Genomic DNA, 19,226 nt, shown 5'->3' with positions numbered 1-19,226 from the left:
CTCATGCAGGTCGAGGTGTACTTCGACATCCTGTGCCCCTGGTGCTACATCGGGAAGAGGAGGCTGACCGCCGCGCTGGCCGGACGCATGGACGCGGAGGTCGTCTGGCGCAGCCTGGAACTCGACCCGGAGGGCAGCCGGACGGCGGGACCGACGGCGGCCGAGGTGATCGCCCGGTACCAGAGCAGTCCGGAGCGGGCCGCCGCGCGGATACGGCAGATCCAGTCGCTCGGCGAGGCGGAGGGGCTGCGGCTCGACCTGCACAAGGCGCGGCCGGTCAACTCCTTCGACGCGCACCGCCTGGTCCGGCTGGGCGCCGCCCACGAGCTGGCCGACGAAGTGCTGGAGCGGCTGCTGTACGGCTACCACACCGAAGGGCTGGACATCGCCTCCCACCAGGTGCTGGAGCGGCTCGGGGCGGAGGCGGGGCTGGAGCCGTCGGCGGTCCGCCGGACGCTGGAGGGCACGGAGTTCGCGGAGGACGTTCGCGCGGACGAACGGTCCGCGCGGGAGCGGGGCGTCAGGGGAGTGCCCACGCTGATCGTGGACGGCGGGACGCCTGCCTCGGCCGTCCAGGACGCGGAGGCTCTGGGACGGCTGCTGGGGTCCCGGGACCCCGGTCCGTCAACTGACAGCTAACGGCTGACGGCTGGCAACCGGCGGTTTCCGCTGGCCGACGACTGGCGGCTGACGGTTTCCGCCGACCGGCGGCTCTGCGGACGGCAGTCCGGCGGGCCGCTGCGCCCCCTCACCCCGGCAGCAGCCGCACAGCCCCGTCCCGCAGCCGGGTCCGTTCCGTGCTCATGAAGCGGTGCAGGGTCCGGGAGGCGAAGGCGGTCCGCTGGGCGCTGCGGCGGCGCTCGCGGTCGTAGGCGCGCAGGGCAGCGGGGAGGGGCTCGCGCGTCACCGCACGTGCCAGGGCGTCCGCGTCCAGGATCGCGGTGCAGGCCCCCTGCCCCAGGTTGGGGGTCATGGCGTGGGCCGCGTCGCCGACCAGCGCGACGGGGACCGCCGGGGGACCGGCGGAGACGAACGAGGGCAGGGCCGGGTACAGGTGCCGCATCTCGTAACGAATCCAGCGCTCCGGGTCGGTGGCGGCCAGGATGCGCGGGATCGGGTCGTGCCAGTCGGCGAAGAAGCCGCGCAGTTCGTCGGCGGTGGCCGCCCCGGGGACGGTGGCGTACCAGTTGGTGCGGCCCGGCTCGACGGGGGTCAGCCCGAAGAACCGGCCGCTGCCCCAGGTCTCCCCGTGGACCGGGCTCTCGAAGTCGGCGATGCCGATCCAGGCGACGGTGGAGAGGGAGCGCGGGCCGCTGCGGTCGCCGAAGCGGGCGGTACGTACGGCACTGCGGATACCGTCCGCGCCGACCACCAGGTCCTGCCCGGCGGCCAGGGCGTTCACATCGGTGACGGTCTCCCCGAGTTTCAGCGGTACGTCCCCGAAGGCGTCCAGCCCGGCGAGCAGGGCGTCGATCAAGTAGGGCCGGGAGATGAGGAGTTCGGGGCGGCCCGCCTTCTTCTCGATGCGCTCCAGCGGGAGGCGGGCCAGCACGCGGCCGTCCGGGGTGCGGATGCGCGCGTCGCGGTAGGGGACCGAGTGGGCGCGCAGGGCCTCCCCGACGCCGAGCCGGTCGAGCGCCGACTGGGCGGTGGGGTGGATGCCGAAGGCGGCGCCGTACCGCTCCAGTTCGGTGCGGCGCTCCAGCACAGTCACCCGCCAGCCCGCGCGGCGCAGCCCGATCGCCGTCGCCAGGCCCCCGACGCCCGCCCCGACGACGGTCGCCGTTCCGGGCCCTGCCCCTGTTCCCGCGCGCCCTGTCATGACGTACTCCCGAAGCTCGTCCGGCCGGTGCGAACAACCACCACATCCGTGGTACCACGCCTGGGGTAGCATCGGCAAGCAGAGACAGAGAGAACGGCGGACCGAGGAAGCGGGCGCATGAACCCTGACCGGCGCGACCGGCTGCGCGACGCGGCCGTCGCCGTACTGGCCGAGGAGGGCGGGCGCGGCCTCACCCACCGGGCCGTGGACCGGGCGGCCGGGGTCCCGGACGGGACCACCAAGAACTACTTCCCGACCCGGGACGCGGTGCTGCGGGCGGTGGCCGGGCGCTGTCTGGAGCAGTACCTCGCGCTCACCGCCCGGCTCGCCACCGGCCCCGGCCCCGCCGACCGCGAGGGGGTGGTGGCCCTGTTCCGCACTCTCCTGGAGAACGTCGCCGGACCCGGCCGCCCCCGGCTCCTCGCCTACCTGGAGCTCCAGGCGGAGGCGGCCCGGCGCCCCTGGCTCTCCGCCCTCCTGGACCCGATGGCGAGCGGCGACTTCGCCGGGTTCGAGGCGGTCCAGCGGTCCGCCGGACTACCCGTCACCCCGCAGCGGGCCGCCACCGTCACGCTCGCGCTGCACGCGGCGATCCCGCACCTGCTGGGCGGCGGCCCGGCCACCCTGGCGGCGGCGGGCCTGGACGACCTCGACCGGTTCGTACGGGGACTGCTGGACGCGGTCTACCCGGCGGACGCACCGCCCTGACCGGGCCGCCCCCGCACAGACGCGCGCCCCCTGACTACCTCCCCCACACAGACGTGTCCCCCTGTCCGCCGTCGGACAGGGGGACACGTCTCACGTCCCGTACGGGAGATCAGGCGGCCGCACCGTCCCGGCGGCGACGGCCCAGGGCGAAGACGACACCGGCACCGGCCAGGATCGCCACTCCGCCGATGGTCGCGATGACCGGCAGGTTGGAGTCCGAACCGGTCTGGGCGAGCGTGCCCTCGGGCTTGATCTCGGTGTTGCCGACGGGCTTGACCGGGACCGGCTTCTTGCCGCCCGTCTGGGGCTCGGCCTCGTTCGGCTTGCCCGGCTGGGCACCGGCCGCGACGACGTCGAACGAGTAGAAGTCCTTGCCGCCGAGGGAGACGCAGTTGCCCTGGTCGTCGGCGTAGATGCCGATGGCGAGGGCGTAGGCGAAGCTGGCGGGTGCCTTCTTGTCGACGCTCAGCCGCAGGTCGATCGCGAAGGACTCCTTGGCCCGGATGTCCGTGTAGCCGAGGTAACCGGCGAGCTCGTCGTCCGCGCCGAGGGAGATGTCCGTCCAGGCGCCCGTCTCCGGGTTCTTGAACTGGAGCGTGAGGTAGCCGCTGTCCTCGTCCCACGTGTCGGTGTCGACCTGCGCGGCGAAGACACCCAGGTCGACCCGCTTGTAGGACTTGTCGCCCTTGTTGACCACGTTCAGCTTGAAGGCGTGGAACCCGCTGCCCGCCACGACCTTGGACGGGAGGCCGGTGAGCCCGGCGGACAGGTTCTTGTCGAGCTTCAGGTCCCCCTGGTCCTCGCAGATGTCGCCGATCTCGCTGGGGGCCGGGGCGGGGGACGTCGTGACGGGGGCCGGAGACTCCTTGGGCTTCTCGCCCTCGGCGGCCTCTTCGCCCTTCTCGGCGCCTTCGGCGCTCTCGCCGCCCTCCGCCTCCTCGCCCTTCTCCGCACCCGGGGCCGGAGAGGTCTCCTCCTTCTCCTCGGCCGCGGGAGTGCCCTCGTCCGTCTCCGGCGTGGACGCCCCCTCGGTCTCCTGCGGCGCGGGGGACGTCTCGGAGGTCTCCGTGGCCTCGGTGGCCGGGGTGGGGTTCGCGACGGCGACGGAGGCCGACAGCAGGGTGACCGGGGCGAGGACGGCGGTCGCGGCGGCGACGCCCAGGGTGCGGCGGAGCTTCATGAGATGAGGACCTCGGAAGAGTCTGGGTGCCGCCGGAGCGGCACGAAGGCTGGGAGGGCCGTCCGGGTTTCGTAGGTGGGGGAAGACACGGGTGAGGCCAATGGGTTCGACCGCTACGGGTGGTGCGGGGTTGTACGCGGGAGTCAGTGACTCGTGTGACCTCACCCACAGGCCGCGCGGCTTGACCGACAAGGCCACACCCGAGCACCGCCGCACCGGACCGGATCGAACCCCACCGCACCGCACCGGACCCCACCCGACCTCACCGCATCGAACCCCACCCCACCCCGCCGCACCGCCCCGTTCCGCTGGCGGGATCTGGCCAGAACCCGCCCCTGTCTCACCAGGTGGGCCGTAACCGCTCCCGGGCGCGCCGTTCGAATGTGCCATCGGCGCACCGAACCTGTGCCCACCCTGTGAATACGGGCCTTCGCACACCCCGGCAACATTCCGGTAATGATCGGCGAAACGTCCGCTTAACGAACATGACCTTTCCAGCAACGAACGACTTCCGGCCAAGTTCTTGACGCGCTCCTGACACGCATACGGATCTGCTGACACTCTTCCCCCGTTCTGCGCACCGCCTGCACCAGCCGGACGGCTCATCCAGCGCCGCCGGTAACCCCCCTCGCAGAAGGAGTCCAGCGTGAGATCCACGCCCAGCCGTCGCGCCACCGCGACCGGCGCTCTGATAGCCGCAGCCGCCATGATCGCCGTCGGACTCCAGTCCGGCTCCGCCACCGCCACCCCCACCTCGGTCACCCCGGCCGGCGGGATCACCGCCGGTACGAAGGCCGACCCGGGTGCGCTCCCCGCCAAGCTCTCCCCCGCCCAGCGCGCCGAACTCCTCCGCGAGGCCGACGCCACCAAGGCGGCCACCGCCAAGGAGCTCGGGCTCGGGGCCACGGAGAAGCTCGTCGTCCGCGATGTCGTCCAGGACCGGGACGGCACCACGCACACCCGCTACGAGCGCACCCTGGACGGGCTCCCCGTCCTCGGCGGCGACCTGGTGGTCCAGGAGACCTCGGCGGGCAAGACCCTCGGCGTCTCCAAGGCGTCGAAGGCGACCACCGCGCAGCTGAAGGCCGTCGGGCTCACCGCCGACGTGGCCCCGGCCACCGCCGAGAAGCAGGCGCTCGGCGCGGCGAAGGCCGAGGGCTCGAAGGCGACGAAGCCGAGCGAGGCCCCGCGCAAGGTGGTCTGGCTGGGCAGCGGCTCCCCGAAGCTCGCCTACGAGACGGTGGTCGGCGGACTCCAGCACGACGGCACCCCCAACGAGCTGCACGTCGTCACCGACGCGGCCACGGGCGAGAAGCTGTACGAGTGGCAGGCCGTCCACAACGGGACCGGCAACACCCAGTACAGCGGCCAGGTGACGCTGGGCACGGCGCCCTCGTACACCCTGACCGACACCACGCGCGGCAACCACAAGACGTACAACCTCAACCGGGGCACCTCCGGCACCGGCACGCTCTTCACCAACTCCACGGACGTGTGGGGCAACGGCACCCCGCAGAACCTGGAGACGGCCGGCGCCGACGCCCACTACGGCGCCGCGCTCACCTGGGACTACTTCAAGAACGTGCACGGCCGCAACGGCATCCGCGGTGACGGCGTCGGCGCGTACTCCCGCGTCCACTACGGCAACAACTACGTCAACGCGTTCTGGCAGGACAGCTGCTTCTGCATGACGTACGGCGACGGGGCGGGCAACGCCAAGCCGCTGACCTCGATCGACGTGGCCGCCCACGAGATGACCCACGGCCTCACCTCGAACACCGCACGCCTCGTCTACAGCGGCGAGTCCGGCGGTCTCAACGAGGCGACGTCCGACATCTTCGCCGCCGCCGTCGAGTTCCACGCCAACAACGCCCAGGACCCGGGCGACTACCTGGTCGGCGAGAAGATCGACATCCGCGGCAACGGCACCCCGCTGCGCTACATGGACAAGCCGAGCCGGGACGGCAGCTCCAAGGACTACTGGTACGCGGGCATCGGCAGCGTCGACGTCCACTACTCCTCGGGCCCGGCCAACCACTGGTACTACCTGCTCTCCGAGGGCAGCGGCGCCAAGACGATCAACGGCGTCAGCTACGACTCCCCGACCTCCGACGGACTGCCGGTCACCGGCATCGGCCGGGACAAGGCGTCGCTGATCTGGTTCAAGGCGCTCACCACCAAGTTCACCTCGTCGACCAACTACGCGGGCGCCCGCACCGGCACCCTCGCGGTCGCCAGTGAGCTGTACGGCGCCAACAGCCCCGAGTACGCGGCCGTGGCGCACGCCTGGGCCGGCGTCAACGTGGGCACCCGACCCGGCGGCGGCGACCCCGACCCGGGCGGCAAGGTCTTCGAGAACAACACCGTGGTGAACATCCCGGACGCGGGCGCGGCCGTCACCAGCGCGGTCAACGTCACCGGCATCGCGGGCAACGCCCCGAGCACCCTCAAGGTGGACGTCAACATCAGCCACACCTACCGCGGTGACCTGGTCATCGACCTGGTGGCCCCGGACGGCGGCACCTTCCGGCTGAAGAACTCCTCCGCATCGGACTCTGCGGACAACGTGATCGCGACCTACACGGTCAACGCCTCGTCCAAGGTGGCCAACGGGCAGTGGAGGCTGCGGGTCCAGGACGTGTACCGCTCGGACACGGGCCGGATCAACAGCTTCAAGCTCACCTTCTGACCCCACGGGATCACCGCACCACCGGATGAAGACGAACGGCCCGGCAGGGGTTCTGCTCCCCTGCCGGGCCGTTCGTTCTCCCGTCCGTACGGGACACGCTCAGCGCATCAGCACGCCCGCGCCCTCGCCCGTCGCCTCGTTCGGCACCGCGAGCAGGCCCAGCTCGGCGCCGGAGGCCAGCAGTTCGTGCGAGGGCAGGACGCGCACGGTGTAGCCGTACGGTCCCGTCCGGTCCAGGGCGAGCGGGCCCTCGTACAGCCAGCGGTCCTCCAGGTCCTGGCCGCCCGCCGGCTTCAGCGGGAAGACCTGGGCGTCCGCGATGGCGTCGGCCGAGTCCACCCGGCCCGCGACCACCTGGACCTCCACATCGTCCGGCTCCAGCCCGCCGAGCGCGATCCGCACCCGGAGCGAGAGGGTCGCCCCCAGCTCCGCCGAGCCGCCCGCCACCGTGTCGGTGACCGACTCCACATGGTCGACGGAGACTTCCCGCCACGCCGCCCGGACCTTCGCCTTCCACTCCGCGAGGTCCCGCGCGACCGCCGGGCCGAGCGCCCGCCGGGAGAGCGCGGCAGGGGCGTACAGCCGCTCCACGTACTCGCGCACCATCCGCCCCGCGAGCACCTTCGGCCCCAGGTTGACCAGGGTCGAGCGGACCATCTCGATCCACCGGTCCGGCAGCCCCTCCGCTCCCCGGTCGTAGAAGCGCGGGGCGACCCGGTCCTCGATCAGGGCGTACAGGGCATTCGACTCCAGCTCGTCGCGCCGGTCCTCGTCGACCGCCGAGCCGTCGGCGGTGGGGATCTCCCAGCCGAAGTCCGGCTCGAACCACTCGTCCCACCAGCCGTCGCGCACCGAGAGGTTGAGGCAGCCGTTGAGCGCGGCCTTCATCCCGCTCGTGCCGCACGCCTCCAGCGGGCGCAGCGGGTTGTTGAGCCAGACGTCGCAGCCCGGGTAGAGCTTCTGCGCCATGCCCATGCCGTAGTCCGGCAGGAAGACGATCCGGTGGCGTACGCGCGGGTCGTCCGCGAACCGCACCAGCTCCTGGACCAGCCGCTTGCCGCCGTCGTCGGCGGGGTGGGCCTTGCCCGCGACGACGATCTGGATCGGGTGTGTCGGGTGCAGGAGGAGCTCCCGCAGCCGGTCGCGGTCGCGCAGCATGAGCGTCAGACGCTTGTACGAGGGGACGCGGCGGGCGAAGCCGATGGTCAGGATCTCCGGGTCGAGGACGTCGTCGATCCAGCCCAGTTCGGCGGTGCCCGCGCCGCGCCTGCGCCAGGAGGCGTAGAGGCGGCGGCGGACCTCGGTGACCAGCTGTCCGCGCAGCTCGCGGCGGAGCTCCCAGATGTCCCGGTCGCCGATGCCGCCCACCGCGTCCCAGCGGCGCGGGGTGCCGGGCTGCTGCTCGGTGCCGCCGTCCGTCACCGGTCCGCCCGCCAGGACCTGGTGGGCGCGGCCGGTGCCGACCTGTCCGGCGCCGAGGCGGAAGACCTCGGGGGCGACCCAGGTGGGGGCGTGGACGCCGTTGGTGATGGAGGTGATCGGCACGTCGGCGGGGTCGAAGCCCGGCCAGAGCCCGGAGAACATCTCCCGGCTGACGGCCCCGTGGAGGGTGGAGACGCCGTTGGCGCGCTGGGCGAGCCGGAGCCCCATCACCGCCATGTTGAACAGCTCGGGCTCGCCGCCGGGGTAGGTCTCGCGGCCCAGCGGCAGGATCTTCTCCACCGGTACGCCGGGCAGCTCGCCGTCCTCGCCGAAGTGGCGGGCGATCAGCTGCCGGTCGAAACGGTCTATCCCGGCGGGCACCGGGGTGTGGGTGGTGAAGACGGTCCCGGCCCGGACCACTTCGAGGGCCGCCTCGAAGTCGAGCCCTTCGGCGGCCAGTTCGCGGATGCGCTCCAGGCCGAGGAAGCCCGCGTGGCCCTCGTTGGTGTGGAAGACCTCCGGCTCCGGGGTCCGGGTGAGCCTGCACCAGGTGCGTACGGCGCGCACCCCGCCGATACCGAGCAGCATCTCCTGGAGCAGGCGGTGGTCGCTGCCGCCGCCGTAGAGCCGGTCGGTGACATCGCGTTCGCCCGGGGCGTTCTCCTCGACGTCGGAGTCGAGCAGGAGGAGCGGGACGCGGCCGACCCGGGCCAGCCAGATGCAGGCGTACAGGGAGCGTCCGCCGGGCAGGGCGAGCACCACCCGGGCGGGGGTGCCGTCGGCCTCGCGGACCAGGTCGAGCGGGAGCTCGTTGGGGTCGAGGACCGGGTAGTGCTCCTGCTGCCAGCCCTCGCGGGAGAGGCTCTGGCGGAAGTAGCCGTGGCGGTAGAGCAGGCCGACGCCGATGAGCGGGACGCCCAGGTCGCTGGCGGCCTTGAGGTGGTCACCGGCCAGGATGCCGAGGCCGCCGCTGTACTGGGGCAGGGCGGCGGTGACGCCGAACTCGGGTGAGAAGTAGGCGATGGCGGAGGGGAGTTCCGCACCGGCCGCCTGCTGTTCCTGGTACCAGCGGGGGCCGTCCAGATACTCCTTGAGGTCGGCGGAGACCTCGGCCAGGCGGCCCAGGTACTCCTCGTCCCGGCCCAGTTCGGCCAGGCGCCCGGCGGTCAGGGAGCCGAGCAGCCGTACGGGGTCGGCGTCCGCGGGCCGCCACCCCTCGGGGTCGGCGGACCGGAACAGCTCGCGGGTCTCGGTATGCCACGACCAGCGCAGGTTGCGCGCGAGGTCGTGGAGGGGTCGGAGGGGTTCGGGGAGGACAGGACGCACGGTGAATCGACGAATGGCCTTCACGTACTCCACCTTTACAGGGGACTTGCGCATCCGAGGGGACGCACGACGGTGTGCGCCCTTCCGTCACCCTCGACGGTAGCGGCCGGCCGTGGCTCCCGGCCACGGCGCGCGGACGGCTCACCGGGGCCGGAAGCGGCCCGCGCGCGCCGCCCCACAGGAACACCACACGCCCCGTCAGCCCTCCCCCACCCCACCCTTCACCTGCGGGTTTGGCCGATTTCCTTCCCGTACGCAGCCTTGTGGACCTTCCGGTCACAGGGAAGGCTGCCGTGTGGCGCCGCTTAGCGGGTATCCGGAACCTGTAAGGGCGCTTCGGCCCGTACGCCCACCGGGGCGCACGCGCCGGGCGCGACCGGACCGGACCGGGGCGCGCGCCGGGGCGCGAACCGGATGGTTACGACCGAGTAGTTAACACAGCGCCGGATTTCCCGTGAACGAGCGCGGGGAAGGCTTTCCGCGTACGCCCCGGTACGCAGCCGGACCCGGCCCGCACGCCTTCCCGGTGCACCCGAAACATGCATGAAACCCCCGCGACCCACCCATTCGAGTGCCATTCGAGTGAATGCGGACAGGAGCGGCCATGCCCACAGCCCGTCAGCCGACAGCTGAGCAGCTACAAAGGACAGATCCCCATCTTCGCGGCACGCGCGGTCGGTCCTCCGCGTCCGTGCCGTCCCCCGTGCACTCCGAGCTCCTCCAGCCCTCAGGTGATTCCATGATCGGTCGTATTCCCGTCCTGGACGTCCGTCCCCTCGTCGACTGCGGCAGACGGGCGGCGAAGGCCGTCGTCGGTGAGACCTTCGAGGTCACCGCCACCGTCTTCCGCGAAGGCCATGACGCGGTGGCGGCCAATGTCGTCCTGCGCGATCCGAGCGGACGGGTCGGGCCGTGGACCCCGATGCGCGAGCTGGCCCCGGGCACGGACCGGTGGGGCGCGGAGGTGACGGTGACCGCCGAGGGGCGCTGGACGTACACGGTGGAGGCGTGGAGCGATCCGGTCACCACCTGGCGCCACCACGCGGCGATCAAGATCCCGGCGGGCATCGACACCGATCTGGTGCTGGCGGAGGGCGCGGCCCTGCTGGAGCGGGCCGCCGCGGGCGTGCCGAAGAAGAACGGCCGGGAGGCGGTCCTCGCGGCGGTGGACGCGCTGCGGGACACCGCGCACTCCCCGGCCGCCCGGCTGGCCGCCGCCTGGACCCCGGCCGCCGAGGCGGTCCTCGGCCGGCATCCGCTGCGCGAACTGGTCACCCGCTCCAAGCCGCTGGCGGTGCGCGTGGAGCGCGAGCGGGCGCTGTACGGGTCGTGGTACGAGCTGTTCCCGCGCTCGGAGGGGGCGAAGCGGGTACCGGTGGACCCGGCCGACACCTCGCCGGACGCACCGGCCCGGCTGGTGAGCGGCACGTTCCGGACCGCGGCCGAGCGGCTGCCTGCGGTCGCCGCCATGGGGTTCGATGTCGTGTACCTGCCCCCGATCCACCCGATCGGGACCACCCACCGCAAGGGGCCGAACAACACCCTCACGGCCGGTGAGCACGATCCGGGCGTGCCGTGGGCGATCGGCTCGCCGGACGGCGGGCACGACGCCGTCCACCCGGAGCTGGGGACGCTGGCGGACTTCGACCACTTCGTGGAGACGGCCCGCAACCTGCGGATGGAGATCGCGCTCGACTTCGCGCTCCAGTGCTCGCCGGACCACCCGTGGGTGAAGGACCACCCGGACTGGTTCCACCACCGCCCCGACGGCTCGATCGCGTACGCCGAGAACCCGCCGAAGAAGTACCAGGACATCTATCCGATCGCCTTCGACCAGGACATGCGCGGTCTGGTGGCGGAGACCGTACGGGTCCTGCGCTTCTGGATGGACCACGGCGTACGTATCTTCCGCGTCGACAACCCGCACACCAAGCCGGTGGTGTTCTGGGAGAAGGTCATCACGGAGATCAACGGCACCGACCCCGATGTCATCTTCCTGGCGGAGGCGTTCACCCGCCCGGCGATGATGCACACCCTGGGCGCGGTCGGGTTCCAGCAGTCGTACACGTACTTCACCTGGCGGAACACCAAGCGGGAGCTGACGGAGTACGTCACGGAGCTGGCGGGCGAGGCCGCCTCGTACATGCGGCCCAACTTCTTCGTGAACACCCCGGACATCCTGCCGGGGTACCTCCAGGACGGCGGCCGCCCGGCCTTCGAGGCGCGGGCCGTGCTCGCCGCGACCCTCTCCCCGAGCTGGGGCGTGTACGCCGGATTCGAGCTGTGCGAGAACACCCCGGCCAAGCCGGGGAGTGAGGAGTACCTGCACTCGGAGAAGTACGAACTGCGCCCGAGGGACTGGGAGTCGGCCGAGCGTGAGGGCCGCACGCTGACCCCCCTGATCACCTCGCTCAACCGCATCCGACGCCACAACCCCGCGCTCCGGCAGCTGCGTGACGTCCACTTCCACCACGTCGACAACGAGTCGCTGCTCGTCTACAGCAAGCGCTCGGGTTCGAACACCGTTCTGGTGGTCGTGAACCTCGACCCTCACCACACCCAGGAGGCCACGGTCTCGTTGGACATGGAGCGGCTCGGCCTTCAGGGGCACGAGCGCGTACCGGTGCGCGATCAGCTCACCGGCGACACCTATCACTGGGGCAGGGCCTTCTATGTGCGCCTAGAGCCGGGCATCACGCCCGCGCACATCGCCGTCCTGCGACCGTCCCCGCCGACCGGAGGGTCACCCACACCATGATCGTCAATGAGCCCGTCCACGACACGTTCGAGGACACTCCCGCCAAGGACCGTGATCCCGACTGGTTCAAGCGCGCCGTCTTCTACGAGGTGCTCGTCCGGTCCTTCCAGGACTCCAACGGCGACGGAATCGGCGACCTCAAGGGCATCACCGCCAAGCTGGACTATCTCCAGTGGCTCGGTGTCGACTGCCTCTGGCTGCCACCGTTCTTCAAGTCCCCCCTGCGAGACGGCGGTTACGACGTCTCCGACTACACCGCGGTCCTGCCGGAGTTCGGTGACCTCGCCGACTTCGTCGAGTTCGTGGACGCCGCCCACCAGCGCGGCATGCGCGTCATCATCGACTTCGTCATGAACCACACGAGCGACCAGCACGAGTGGTTCCAGCAGTCCCGCACCGACCCGGACGGGCCGTACGGCGACTACTACGTCTGGGCGGACGACGACAAACAGTTCCAGGACGCCCGGATCATCTTCGTCGACACCGAGACGTCGAACTGGACCTTCGACCCGGTGCGCAAGCAGTACTACTGGCACCGCTTCTTCTCCCACCAGCCGGACCTCAACTACGAGAACCCGGCGGTCCAGGAGGAGATCCTCGCGGCCCTGCGGTTCTGGCTGGACCTCGGCATCGACGGCTTCCGGGTCGACGCGGTGCCCTACCTCTACCAGCGCGAGGGCACCAACTGCGAGAACCTCCCCGAGACCCACCACTTCCTCAAGCGGGTCCGCAAGGAGATCGACGCCAACTACCCGGACACCGTGCTCCTCGCCGAGGCCAACCAGTGGCCCGAGGACGTCGTCGACTACTTCGGCGACTACGAGGCGGGCGGTGACGAGTGCCACATGGCGTTCCACTTCCCCGTCATGCCGCGCATCTTCATGGCGGTGCGCCGCGAGAGCCGCTACCCGGTCTCCGAAATCCTCGCCAAGACCCCGGCGATCCCGAAGAACTGCCAGTGGGGCATCTTCCTGCGCAACCACGACGAGCTGACCCTCGAAATGGTCACGGACGAAGAGCGCGACTACATGTACGCGGAGTACGCCAAGGACCCGCGGATGCGCGCCAACATCGGCATCCGCCGCCGCCTGGCCCCGCTGCTGGACAACGACCGCAACCAGATCGAGCTGTTCACCGCGCTGCTGCTGTCGCTGCCCGGCTCCCCGATCCTCTACTACGGGGACGAGATCGGGATGGGCGACAACATCTGGCTGGGCGACCGGGACGCGGTACGCACCCCGATGCAGTGGACGCCCGACCGCAACGCGGGCTTCTCCTCCAGCGATCCGGGGCGGCTCTACCTCCCCACGATCATGGACCCGGTCTACGGCTACCAGGTCACCAACGTGGAGGCGTCGATGGCCTCGCCGTCCTCGCTGCTGCACTGGACCCGCCGGATGATCGAGATCCGCAAGCAGAATCCGGCCTTCGGGCTGGGCGAGTACACCGAGCTGCCCTCGTCCAACCCGGCGGTGCTGGCGTTCACCCGTGAGTACAAGGACGACCTCGTCCTGTGCGTGCACAACTTCTCGCGGTTCGCCCAGCCGACCGAGCTGGACCTGCGGTCGTTCACCGGACGCCATCCGGTGGAGCTGATCGGCGGGGTGCGCTTTCCGGCCATCGGCCAGTGGCCCTACCTGCTGACCCTGGCGGGACACGGCTTCTACTGGTTCCGGCTGCGCAAGGACGCGCCGCCGGCCTGATCCGGCGGCGGCCCGGTGCGGGACGGTTTCCGCCGTCCCGCACGGGGCACTCTGACCCAGAACCCGGCCGTTGCGTTCGGCCGTTCGAGTCCGTAAGCACCTTCCTCTCCCGACACGTCCCGCACAGCCGGACAGCCATTGCCGCAATCCGGGACACTCTTCGCATCCTGTGGTGTGCCCGGGGAAAGGACGCGATGCCATGTCGGAGGCTGCATCCCCTCACGTCGCCCTGGCGAAGAGCACGAGGAACAGCGCGAACCCAAGCAGTACGGCGGACGGCTCCCTGCTGCCGTCCCTCGCACCGCTGCTCCATGAATGGCTGCCCCGGCAGCGGTGGTTCGCCGGAAAGGGCCGGCCGGTCACCGGCTTCGGCCTGGTGTCGGCCACCGAGATGCTGCCGCTGGACGGCACGGCCGGACCGGGCCTGCTCCACCTCCTGGTCCGGGTCCAGCAGCCGTCACCGTCGGCTCCCGCGGCGGACGACTGCTACCAACTCCTGCTGGGCGTAAGGACATCACTGCCGACCACGCTCGCCGGAGCGCTGATCGGCCGCGTCGAGCGCGGACCGCTGGCCGGGCGGACCGTCTACGACGCGCTGCACGACCCCCGTCTGGCGGACCTCCTGCTGGAACGGTTCCGCCGCCCCGGCACCCTCGGCACCCTCCGCTTCGAGCGGACCGCCGCCATCCCGGCCGGGCTGCCGCCCCGGGTACTGGACGCCGAACAGTCCAACTCCTCGCTCGTCTACGGCGATGCGTACATCCTCAAGATCTTCCGCCGGGTCTTCCCCGGTGCCAACCCGGATCTGGAGCTGCCGCTCGCCCTGGCCCGCGAGGGGTGCGAACGGGTACCGGCACCCATCGCCTGGTTCGAGGCCCCCGGCCCCGAACCGCTCACCCTCGGTGTGCTCCAGCCCTTCCTGTACGGGGCCCGGGACGGCTGGCAGCTCGCCCTGACCGCCCTCACGGCGGGCCGCGACTTCGTCCCGGAGGCGCGGGCGCTCGGCCGGGCCACCGCCGAGGTGCACACCGCGCTCGCCGCCGCCCTGCCCACCCCCGCGCTGCACGGCACACAGACCCGGCAGCTGGTCTCCCAGATGGTCCAGCGCCTGGAGGCCGCCGCCCAGGCAGTGCCCGCGCTCGCCCCGTACGTCCCCGCCCTGCGCACCGCGTTCGACGCCGTGACGGCGCTCGGCCACCGGGGCAGCGGCTGGGCGCAGCAGCGGGTGCACGGCGACCTCCACCTCGGCCAGGCGCTCCGCTCCCCCGACGGCTTCTGGTCGCTGATCGACTTCGAGGGCGAACCGGCCCGCCCGCTGGACGAGCGCCGCCGCCCGGCACCCCCGGTACGGGATGTGGCGGGCATGCTGCGCTCCTTCGACTACGCGGCCCGCTCGCACCGCCCGTGGAACCCCGAGTGGGCGGCCCGCTGCCGCGCCGCCTACTGCGAGGGGTACGCGCTCGCCTCGGGCACCGACCCGCGCGGTGAACCGGAGCTGCTGCGCGCCCACGAGACCGACAAAGCGGTGTACGAGGTGGTGTACGAGGCCCGGCACCGCCCCGACTGGCTGCCGGTCCCGATGGCCGCCATCCAGCGCCTGGCCCAGTCCGCAGCGGCCTGAGCCCCTCCGACCTCTCCCTCTCCCTCCGCCCCGCGCTTTCTCTCCCTTCACCCTCCGAGGAGGCAGTCCCTGTGACCGCCCGCAAGCCGTCCCGTAAGGCATCCCGCTCGAAGTCCGCAGCCGCCGACGCCACCGTCACGGCCCCCGCCGAGGCCGTGGAGACCGCGCAGCAGCCCGTGCCCGCCGCCGCTTCCGCTTCTGTAGAAGCCGAGACCGCCACCACGGCCGCCGCACCCGCCAAGCGCGCCCGCCCCCGGCGTACGGAGGCCGTCCCGCCGCGCCCCCGGCAGGGCGGCGACGGCGGGAGCGCGCGTCCAGCCCCGGCCCTGGACCCCGCCGACCGGGGGCGGCTGCTGGCCGGTGACCACCACGCGCCGCACGACGTGCTCGGCGCCCGGCCGATCCCGGGCGGGGTGCTGGTCCGGGCGCTGCGCCCGTTCGCCCGCTCGGTCACGGTGCTGGCCGAGGGGGTGCGGGCCGAACTGCACGACGACGGCGACGGGTTCTTCTCCGGGGTGCTGCCGGTGCCCGAGGTTCCCGTGTACCGGCTCCGGGTCGCGTACGACGACAACACCATCGAGGTGGACGACCCGTACCGCTTCTGGCCCGCGCTCGGCGAGCTGGACCTGCATCTGATCGCGGAGGGGCGCCACGAGGAGCTGTGGCGGGCGCTCGGCTCGGAGCCGATGGTCCACCAGGGGGTGGCCGGGACCCGGTTCACCGTCTGGGCGCCGAACGCGCGCGGGGTGCGGGTCACCGGTGACTTCAATTACTGGGACGGCACGGGCTTCCCGATGCGTTCGCTCGGCTCGACCGGGGTGTGGGAGCTGTTCCTGCCCGGGATCGGCGAGGGCGCGCTCTACAAGTACGACATCTGCCGCCCGGACGGCTCGCACACGGTCAGGGCCGACCCGATGGCCCGGCACACCGAGGTCCCGCCCGCGACCGCCTCCGTCGTCACCGCCGCGCACCACGAGTGGCAGGACGCAGACTGGATGGCGCACCGGGGCGACCGCCCGGTGCACGAGGCCCCGTTCTCCGTCTACGAGGTCCACCTCGCCTCCTGGCGACCGGGACTGACGTACCGTCAACTTGCGGCCCAACTCCCCTCCTACGTCAAGGAGCTCGGCTTCACGCATGTCGAGCTGATGCCGGTCTCGGAGCACCCCTTCGGCGGCTCCTGGGGCTACCAGGTCACCGGCTTCTTCGCGCCGACCTCACGGATGGGCTCCCCGGACGACTTCCGGTTCCTGGTGGACGCCCTGCACCGGGCGGGCATCGGAGTCATCATGGACTGGGTCCCGGCCCATTTCCCGCGCGACGAATGGGCGTTGGCGGAGTTCGACGGCCGGCCGCTGTACGAGCACTCCGACCCGCGCCGGGCCGCGCACCCGGACTGGGGGACGCTGGAGTTCGACTACGGCCGCACGGAGGTCCGCAACTTCCTGGTGGCCAACGCCACTTACTGGTGCGAGGAGTTCCACATCGACGGGCTGCGGGTCGACGCGGTCGCCTCGATGCTCTACCTGGACTACTCCCGCGAGGACGGCCAGTGGGCGCCCAACGACCAGGGCGGGCGGGAGAACTGGGACGCGGTCGCCTTCCTCCAGGAGATGAACGCGACCGTCTACCGGCGCAACCCCGGGGTCGTCACCATCGCCGAGGAGTCCACCGCCTGGGACGGCGTCACCCGGCCCACCGACAGCGGCGGCCTGGGCTTCGGGCTGAAGTGGAACATGGGGTGGATGCACGACTCGCTGGTCTACATGTCCAAGGAGCCGGTGCACCGCAAGTACCACCACAACGAGATGACGTTCTCGATGGTGTACGCGTACAGCGAGAACTACGTGCTGCCGATCTCGCACGACGAGGTGGTGCACGGCAAGCAGGCGCTGGTGGCGAAGATGCCCGGCGACTGGTGGCAGCAGCGCGCCAACCACCGCGCCTACCTGGGCTTCATGTGGGCCCACCCCGGCAAGCAACTCCTCTTCATGGGCCAGGAGTTCGCCCAGGGCGCCGAGTGGTCCGAGGGCCACGGCCCGGACTGGTGGCTGCTGGACCCGACGTACGAGGCGTCCGGCGACCACCGCGGGGTGCGGAACCTGGTGGGCGATCTCAACGCGGTGTACGGGGCGGTGCCCGCCCTCTGGCAGCGCGACACCGTGCCGGAGGGGTTCAGCTGGGTGGACGGCGGGGCGGCCGAGGACAACGTCTTCGCGTTCCTGCGCTACGACGCCGACGGCTCCCCGCTGCTGGCGGTCTCCCACTTCTCCCCGGTGGTCCGCCACGACTACCGCCTCGGGGTGCCGGAGACCGGGACCGAGGGCTGGGTCGAGGTCCTCAACACGGACGCGGACCGCTACGGCGGCAGCGACGTCCGCAACGAGGAGCCGCTGAAGGCGGAGGCGGTGCCCGCGCACGGCCGCCCGGCCAGCATCTCCCTGACGCTGCCGCCGCTGGCGACGGTGTGGTTCCGGCCCGCGTGAGGGTCTGAGCCGCACAAGGAAGGGGCCCGTCCCGTGTCATGGCCGACACGGGACGGGCCCCCTTCCGTGAGGAGCGGTCAGCCCTTGCGTGCCGCCGTGCGACGGCGCATCGCGTAGAACAGTCCGGCGCCCGCGAGCACCGCCGCGCCCGCCGCGCCCGCGACCGGCAGGGTGGAGTCCGAGCCGGTCGCCGCCAGGTTGCCGCCCGTCTGCGGGGTGGTGCCGCCGGTCGTCGAGCCGCTGCCCGAGGTGGTGGAGTCCGAACCGGTGGTGCCGCCCGTGGCCGTGGAGCCGGAGGAGCCGGAGGTCGAGCCGCCCGTGGAGCCCGTACCGCCGTCGGAACCGGTGGAGCCGCCGGAGCTGGCCGAGCCGCCCGAGGTGCCGGAACCGCCGGTGGACGCGGTGCCGCCCGTGGTGGCCGGTTCGCCGGTCTCGACCACGATCTCGGCGGTGTCGTTGGCCGCGTTCTTGTCGAAGGGGCGGGCCGGGCCCGCGAAGGAGACCTTGCCCGTCGTGCGGCCGACGGCCTTGTCGATGCGGAGCACGAAGGGGTAGGTCGCACCGTCTGTCGGGTCCACCCACGCCTGGCTGGTCCCGCACGTGTAGTGCGTCTTGGTGACCGGGGTGCAGAAGCCGTTGGCCTTGGTGACCGTGACTCCGGCCGGGATGCGTACGTCGACGGTGGTGACGCTGGTGTCCCGTTCGCCCATCACCCAGGCGGGGCCCTTGTTGGTGAACTTCACCTGGGCGGTGACCTTGTCGCCCACCTTGCCCTTGAGCTCGGCGCCGGTCAGGGCGAAGTCTGCGGTGTTGACCGCCGTGACGTCCGCGCCCACGGAGGAGTCGGGGTGGGCGGCCCGGTCGGCCTCGGTGGCCTCTCCCCGCTCGACCAGCTTCAGGGGCGCGCCGGTCCCCGGTACGTGCTCGCTCTCGCCGCCGTCGTCGGGGGCCGGCTTGTCCGCCGACACCGAGTACCCCGCGCGGTCGTACAGCGCGTCCGCCCCCGCCTTGAGGCCGAGCGGCTTCTCCGTCCCGTACAGCACACCGGGCTTCAGCGGCTGGTCGAGGGTGCAGAGGGCCTCGTTCCGCTCCGGCCGCTCGTCGTAGGAGTTGATCCTGAAGTAGACGCAGTTGGAGTAGGTCTCGGCGGTCTCCAGGCCGACGGAGAAGGAGTAGCTCAGATAGACCTTGGGCACCTCTTCCGTCCCCTTGTTCAGCACGCTCACCGGCAGCCCGAACGTGCCGCCCGGAGCGATCCCGGTGACGGGGGTGAGAGCGCCGACCCCGAGATCGGGTCCGGTCCCGGCGGCCTGGGCCGGTGCGGTGGCGGTCAGCGCGATCAGGGCGGCGGATGCGAGCACCGCACCTCCGCTCAGCGGCGTACGGCGGCCGGAAACGGCGATCCCCATGAAAATCCCTCGGTCGGTTGACGGTCGACTGCCCACGGGGGCAGTGCGGTTGTTCACCCGGAAGACATGTTCCGGCGGCGAATGGTTGTGCGGGGCACGCGG

The 19,226-nt window shown here is 71.8% G+C and carries 11 protein-coding genes; 7 read left to right on the top strand and 4 right to left on the bottom strand.

Features of this window, described 5'->3' with window-relative positions; genetic code table 11:
• Nucleotides 1–3 precede the first annotated feature (3 nt).
• On the top strand, nt 4–639 hold the full coding sequence (locus B7C62_26150; GenBank protein ID ARF75343.1) for a disulfide bond formation protein DsbA: 636 nt from the start codon (nt 4–6) through the stop codon (nt 637–639).
• Between the two features lie 109 nt (nt 640–748).
• On the opposite strand, the gene B7C62_26145 is transcribed toward B7C62_26150, so the two are convergent.
• Complete coding sequence (locus B7C62_26145) at nt 749–1,822, bottom strand: monooxygenase (GenBank protein ARF75342.1); 1,074 nt, start codon at nt 1,820–1,822, stop codon at nt 749–751.
• A 117-nt stretch (nt 1,823–1,939) separates the two neighbouring features.
• Between B7C62_26145 and B7C62_26140 the strand changes: the two genes are divergently transcribed.
• Entirely contained in the window at nt 1,940–2,530 is a 591-nt protein-coding gene (locus B7C62_26140) for a TetR family transcriptional regulator (GenBank protein ID ARF75341.1), read from the top strand.
• Between the two features lie 109 nt (nt 2,531–2,639).
• Here B7C62_26140 and B7C62_26135 read toward each other — a convergent pair whose 3' ends face one another.
• Nucleotides 2,640–3,317 (bottom strand): hypothetical protein, encoded by a 678-nt coding sequence (locus B7C62_26135; GenBank protein ID ARF77381.1) that lies wholly within the window; start codon nt 3,315–3,317, stop codon nt 2,640–2,642.
• Between the two features lie 1,039 nt (nt 3,318–4,356).
• Between B7C62_26135 and B7C62_26130 the strand changes: the two genes are divergently transcribed.
• Nucleotides 4,357–6,399: a peptidase M4 gene (locus tag B7C62_26130; protein ARF75340.1), complete on the top strand. Its 2,043-nt coding sequence runs from the start codon at nt 4,357–4,359 to the stop codon at nt 6,397–6,399.
• 99 nt (nt 6,400–6,498) lie between these two features.
• Here B7C62_26130 and B7C62_26125 read toward each other — a convergent pair whose 3' ends face one another.
• Entirely contained in the window at nt 6,499–9,171 is a 2,673-nt protein-coding gene (locus tag B7C62_26125) for a glycogen phosphorylase (GenBank protein ARF77380.1), read from the bottom strand.
• A 715-nt stretch (nt 9,172–9,886) separates the two neighbouring features.
• Here B7C62_26125 and B7C62_26120 point away from each other — a divergent pair.
• From B7C62_26120 to B7C62_26105, 4 genes are all read left to right on the top strand, one after another.
• On the top strand, nt 9,887–11,905 hold the full coding sequence (locus B7C62_26120; protein ARF75339.1) for an alpha-1,4-glucan--maltose-1-phosphate maltosyltransferase: 2,019 nt from the start codon (nt 9,887–9,889) through the stop codon (nt 11,903–11,905).
• Nucleotides 11,902–13,608: a maltose alpha-D-glucosyltransferase gene (locus B7C62_26115; protein ID ARF75338.1), complete on the top strand. Its 1,707-nt coding sequence runs from the start codon at nt 11,902–11,904 to the stop codon at nt 13,606–13,608. The genes B7C62_26120 and B7C62_26115 overlap by 4 nt, the downstream gene beginning before the upstream one ends.
• Nucleotides 13,609–13,807: 199 nt before the next feature.
• Nucleotides 13,808–15,229 (top strand): maltokinase, encoded by a 1,422-nt coding sequence (locus tag B7C62_26110; protein ID ARF75337.1) that lies wholly within the window; start codon nt 13,808–13,810, stop codon nt 15,227–15,229.
• 71 nt (nt 15,230–15,300) lie between these two features.
• Complete coding sequence (locus B7C62_26105) at nt 15,301–17,715, top strand: 1,4-alpha-glucan branching enzyme (protein ARF75336.1); 2,415 nt, start codon at nt 15,301–15,303, stop codon at nt 17,713–17,715.
• Between the two features lie 77 nt (nt 17,716–17,792).
• On the opposite strand, the gene B7C62_26100 is transcribed toward B7C62_26105, so the two are convergent.
• Complete coding sequence (locus B7C62_26100) at nt 17,793–19,124, bottom strand: peptidase (GenBank protein ID ARF75335.1); 1,332 nt, start codon at nt 19,122–19,124, stop codon at nt 17,793–17,795.
• Nucleotides 19,125–19,226 lie beyond the last annotated feature (102 nt).

The sequence above is a fragment of the Kitasatospora albolonga genome (assembly GCA_002082585.1).
Classification (GTDB): Bacteria; Actinomycetota; Actinomycetes; order Streptomycetales; family Streptomycetaceae; genus Streptomyces; species Streptomyces stephensoniae.
Note: the sequence above shows the minus strand (reverse complement) of the source record. Positions and strands in the feature narration are given on the sequence as shown.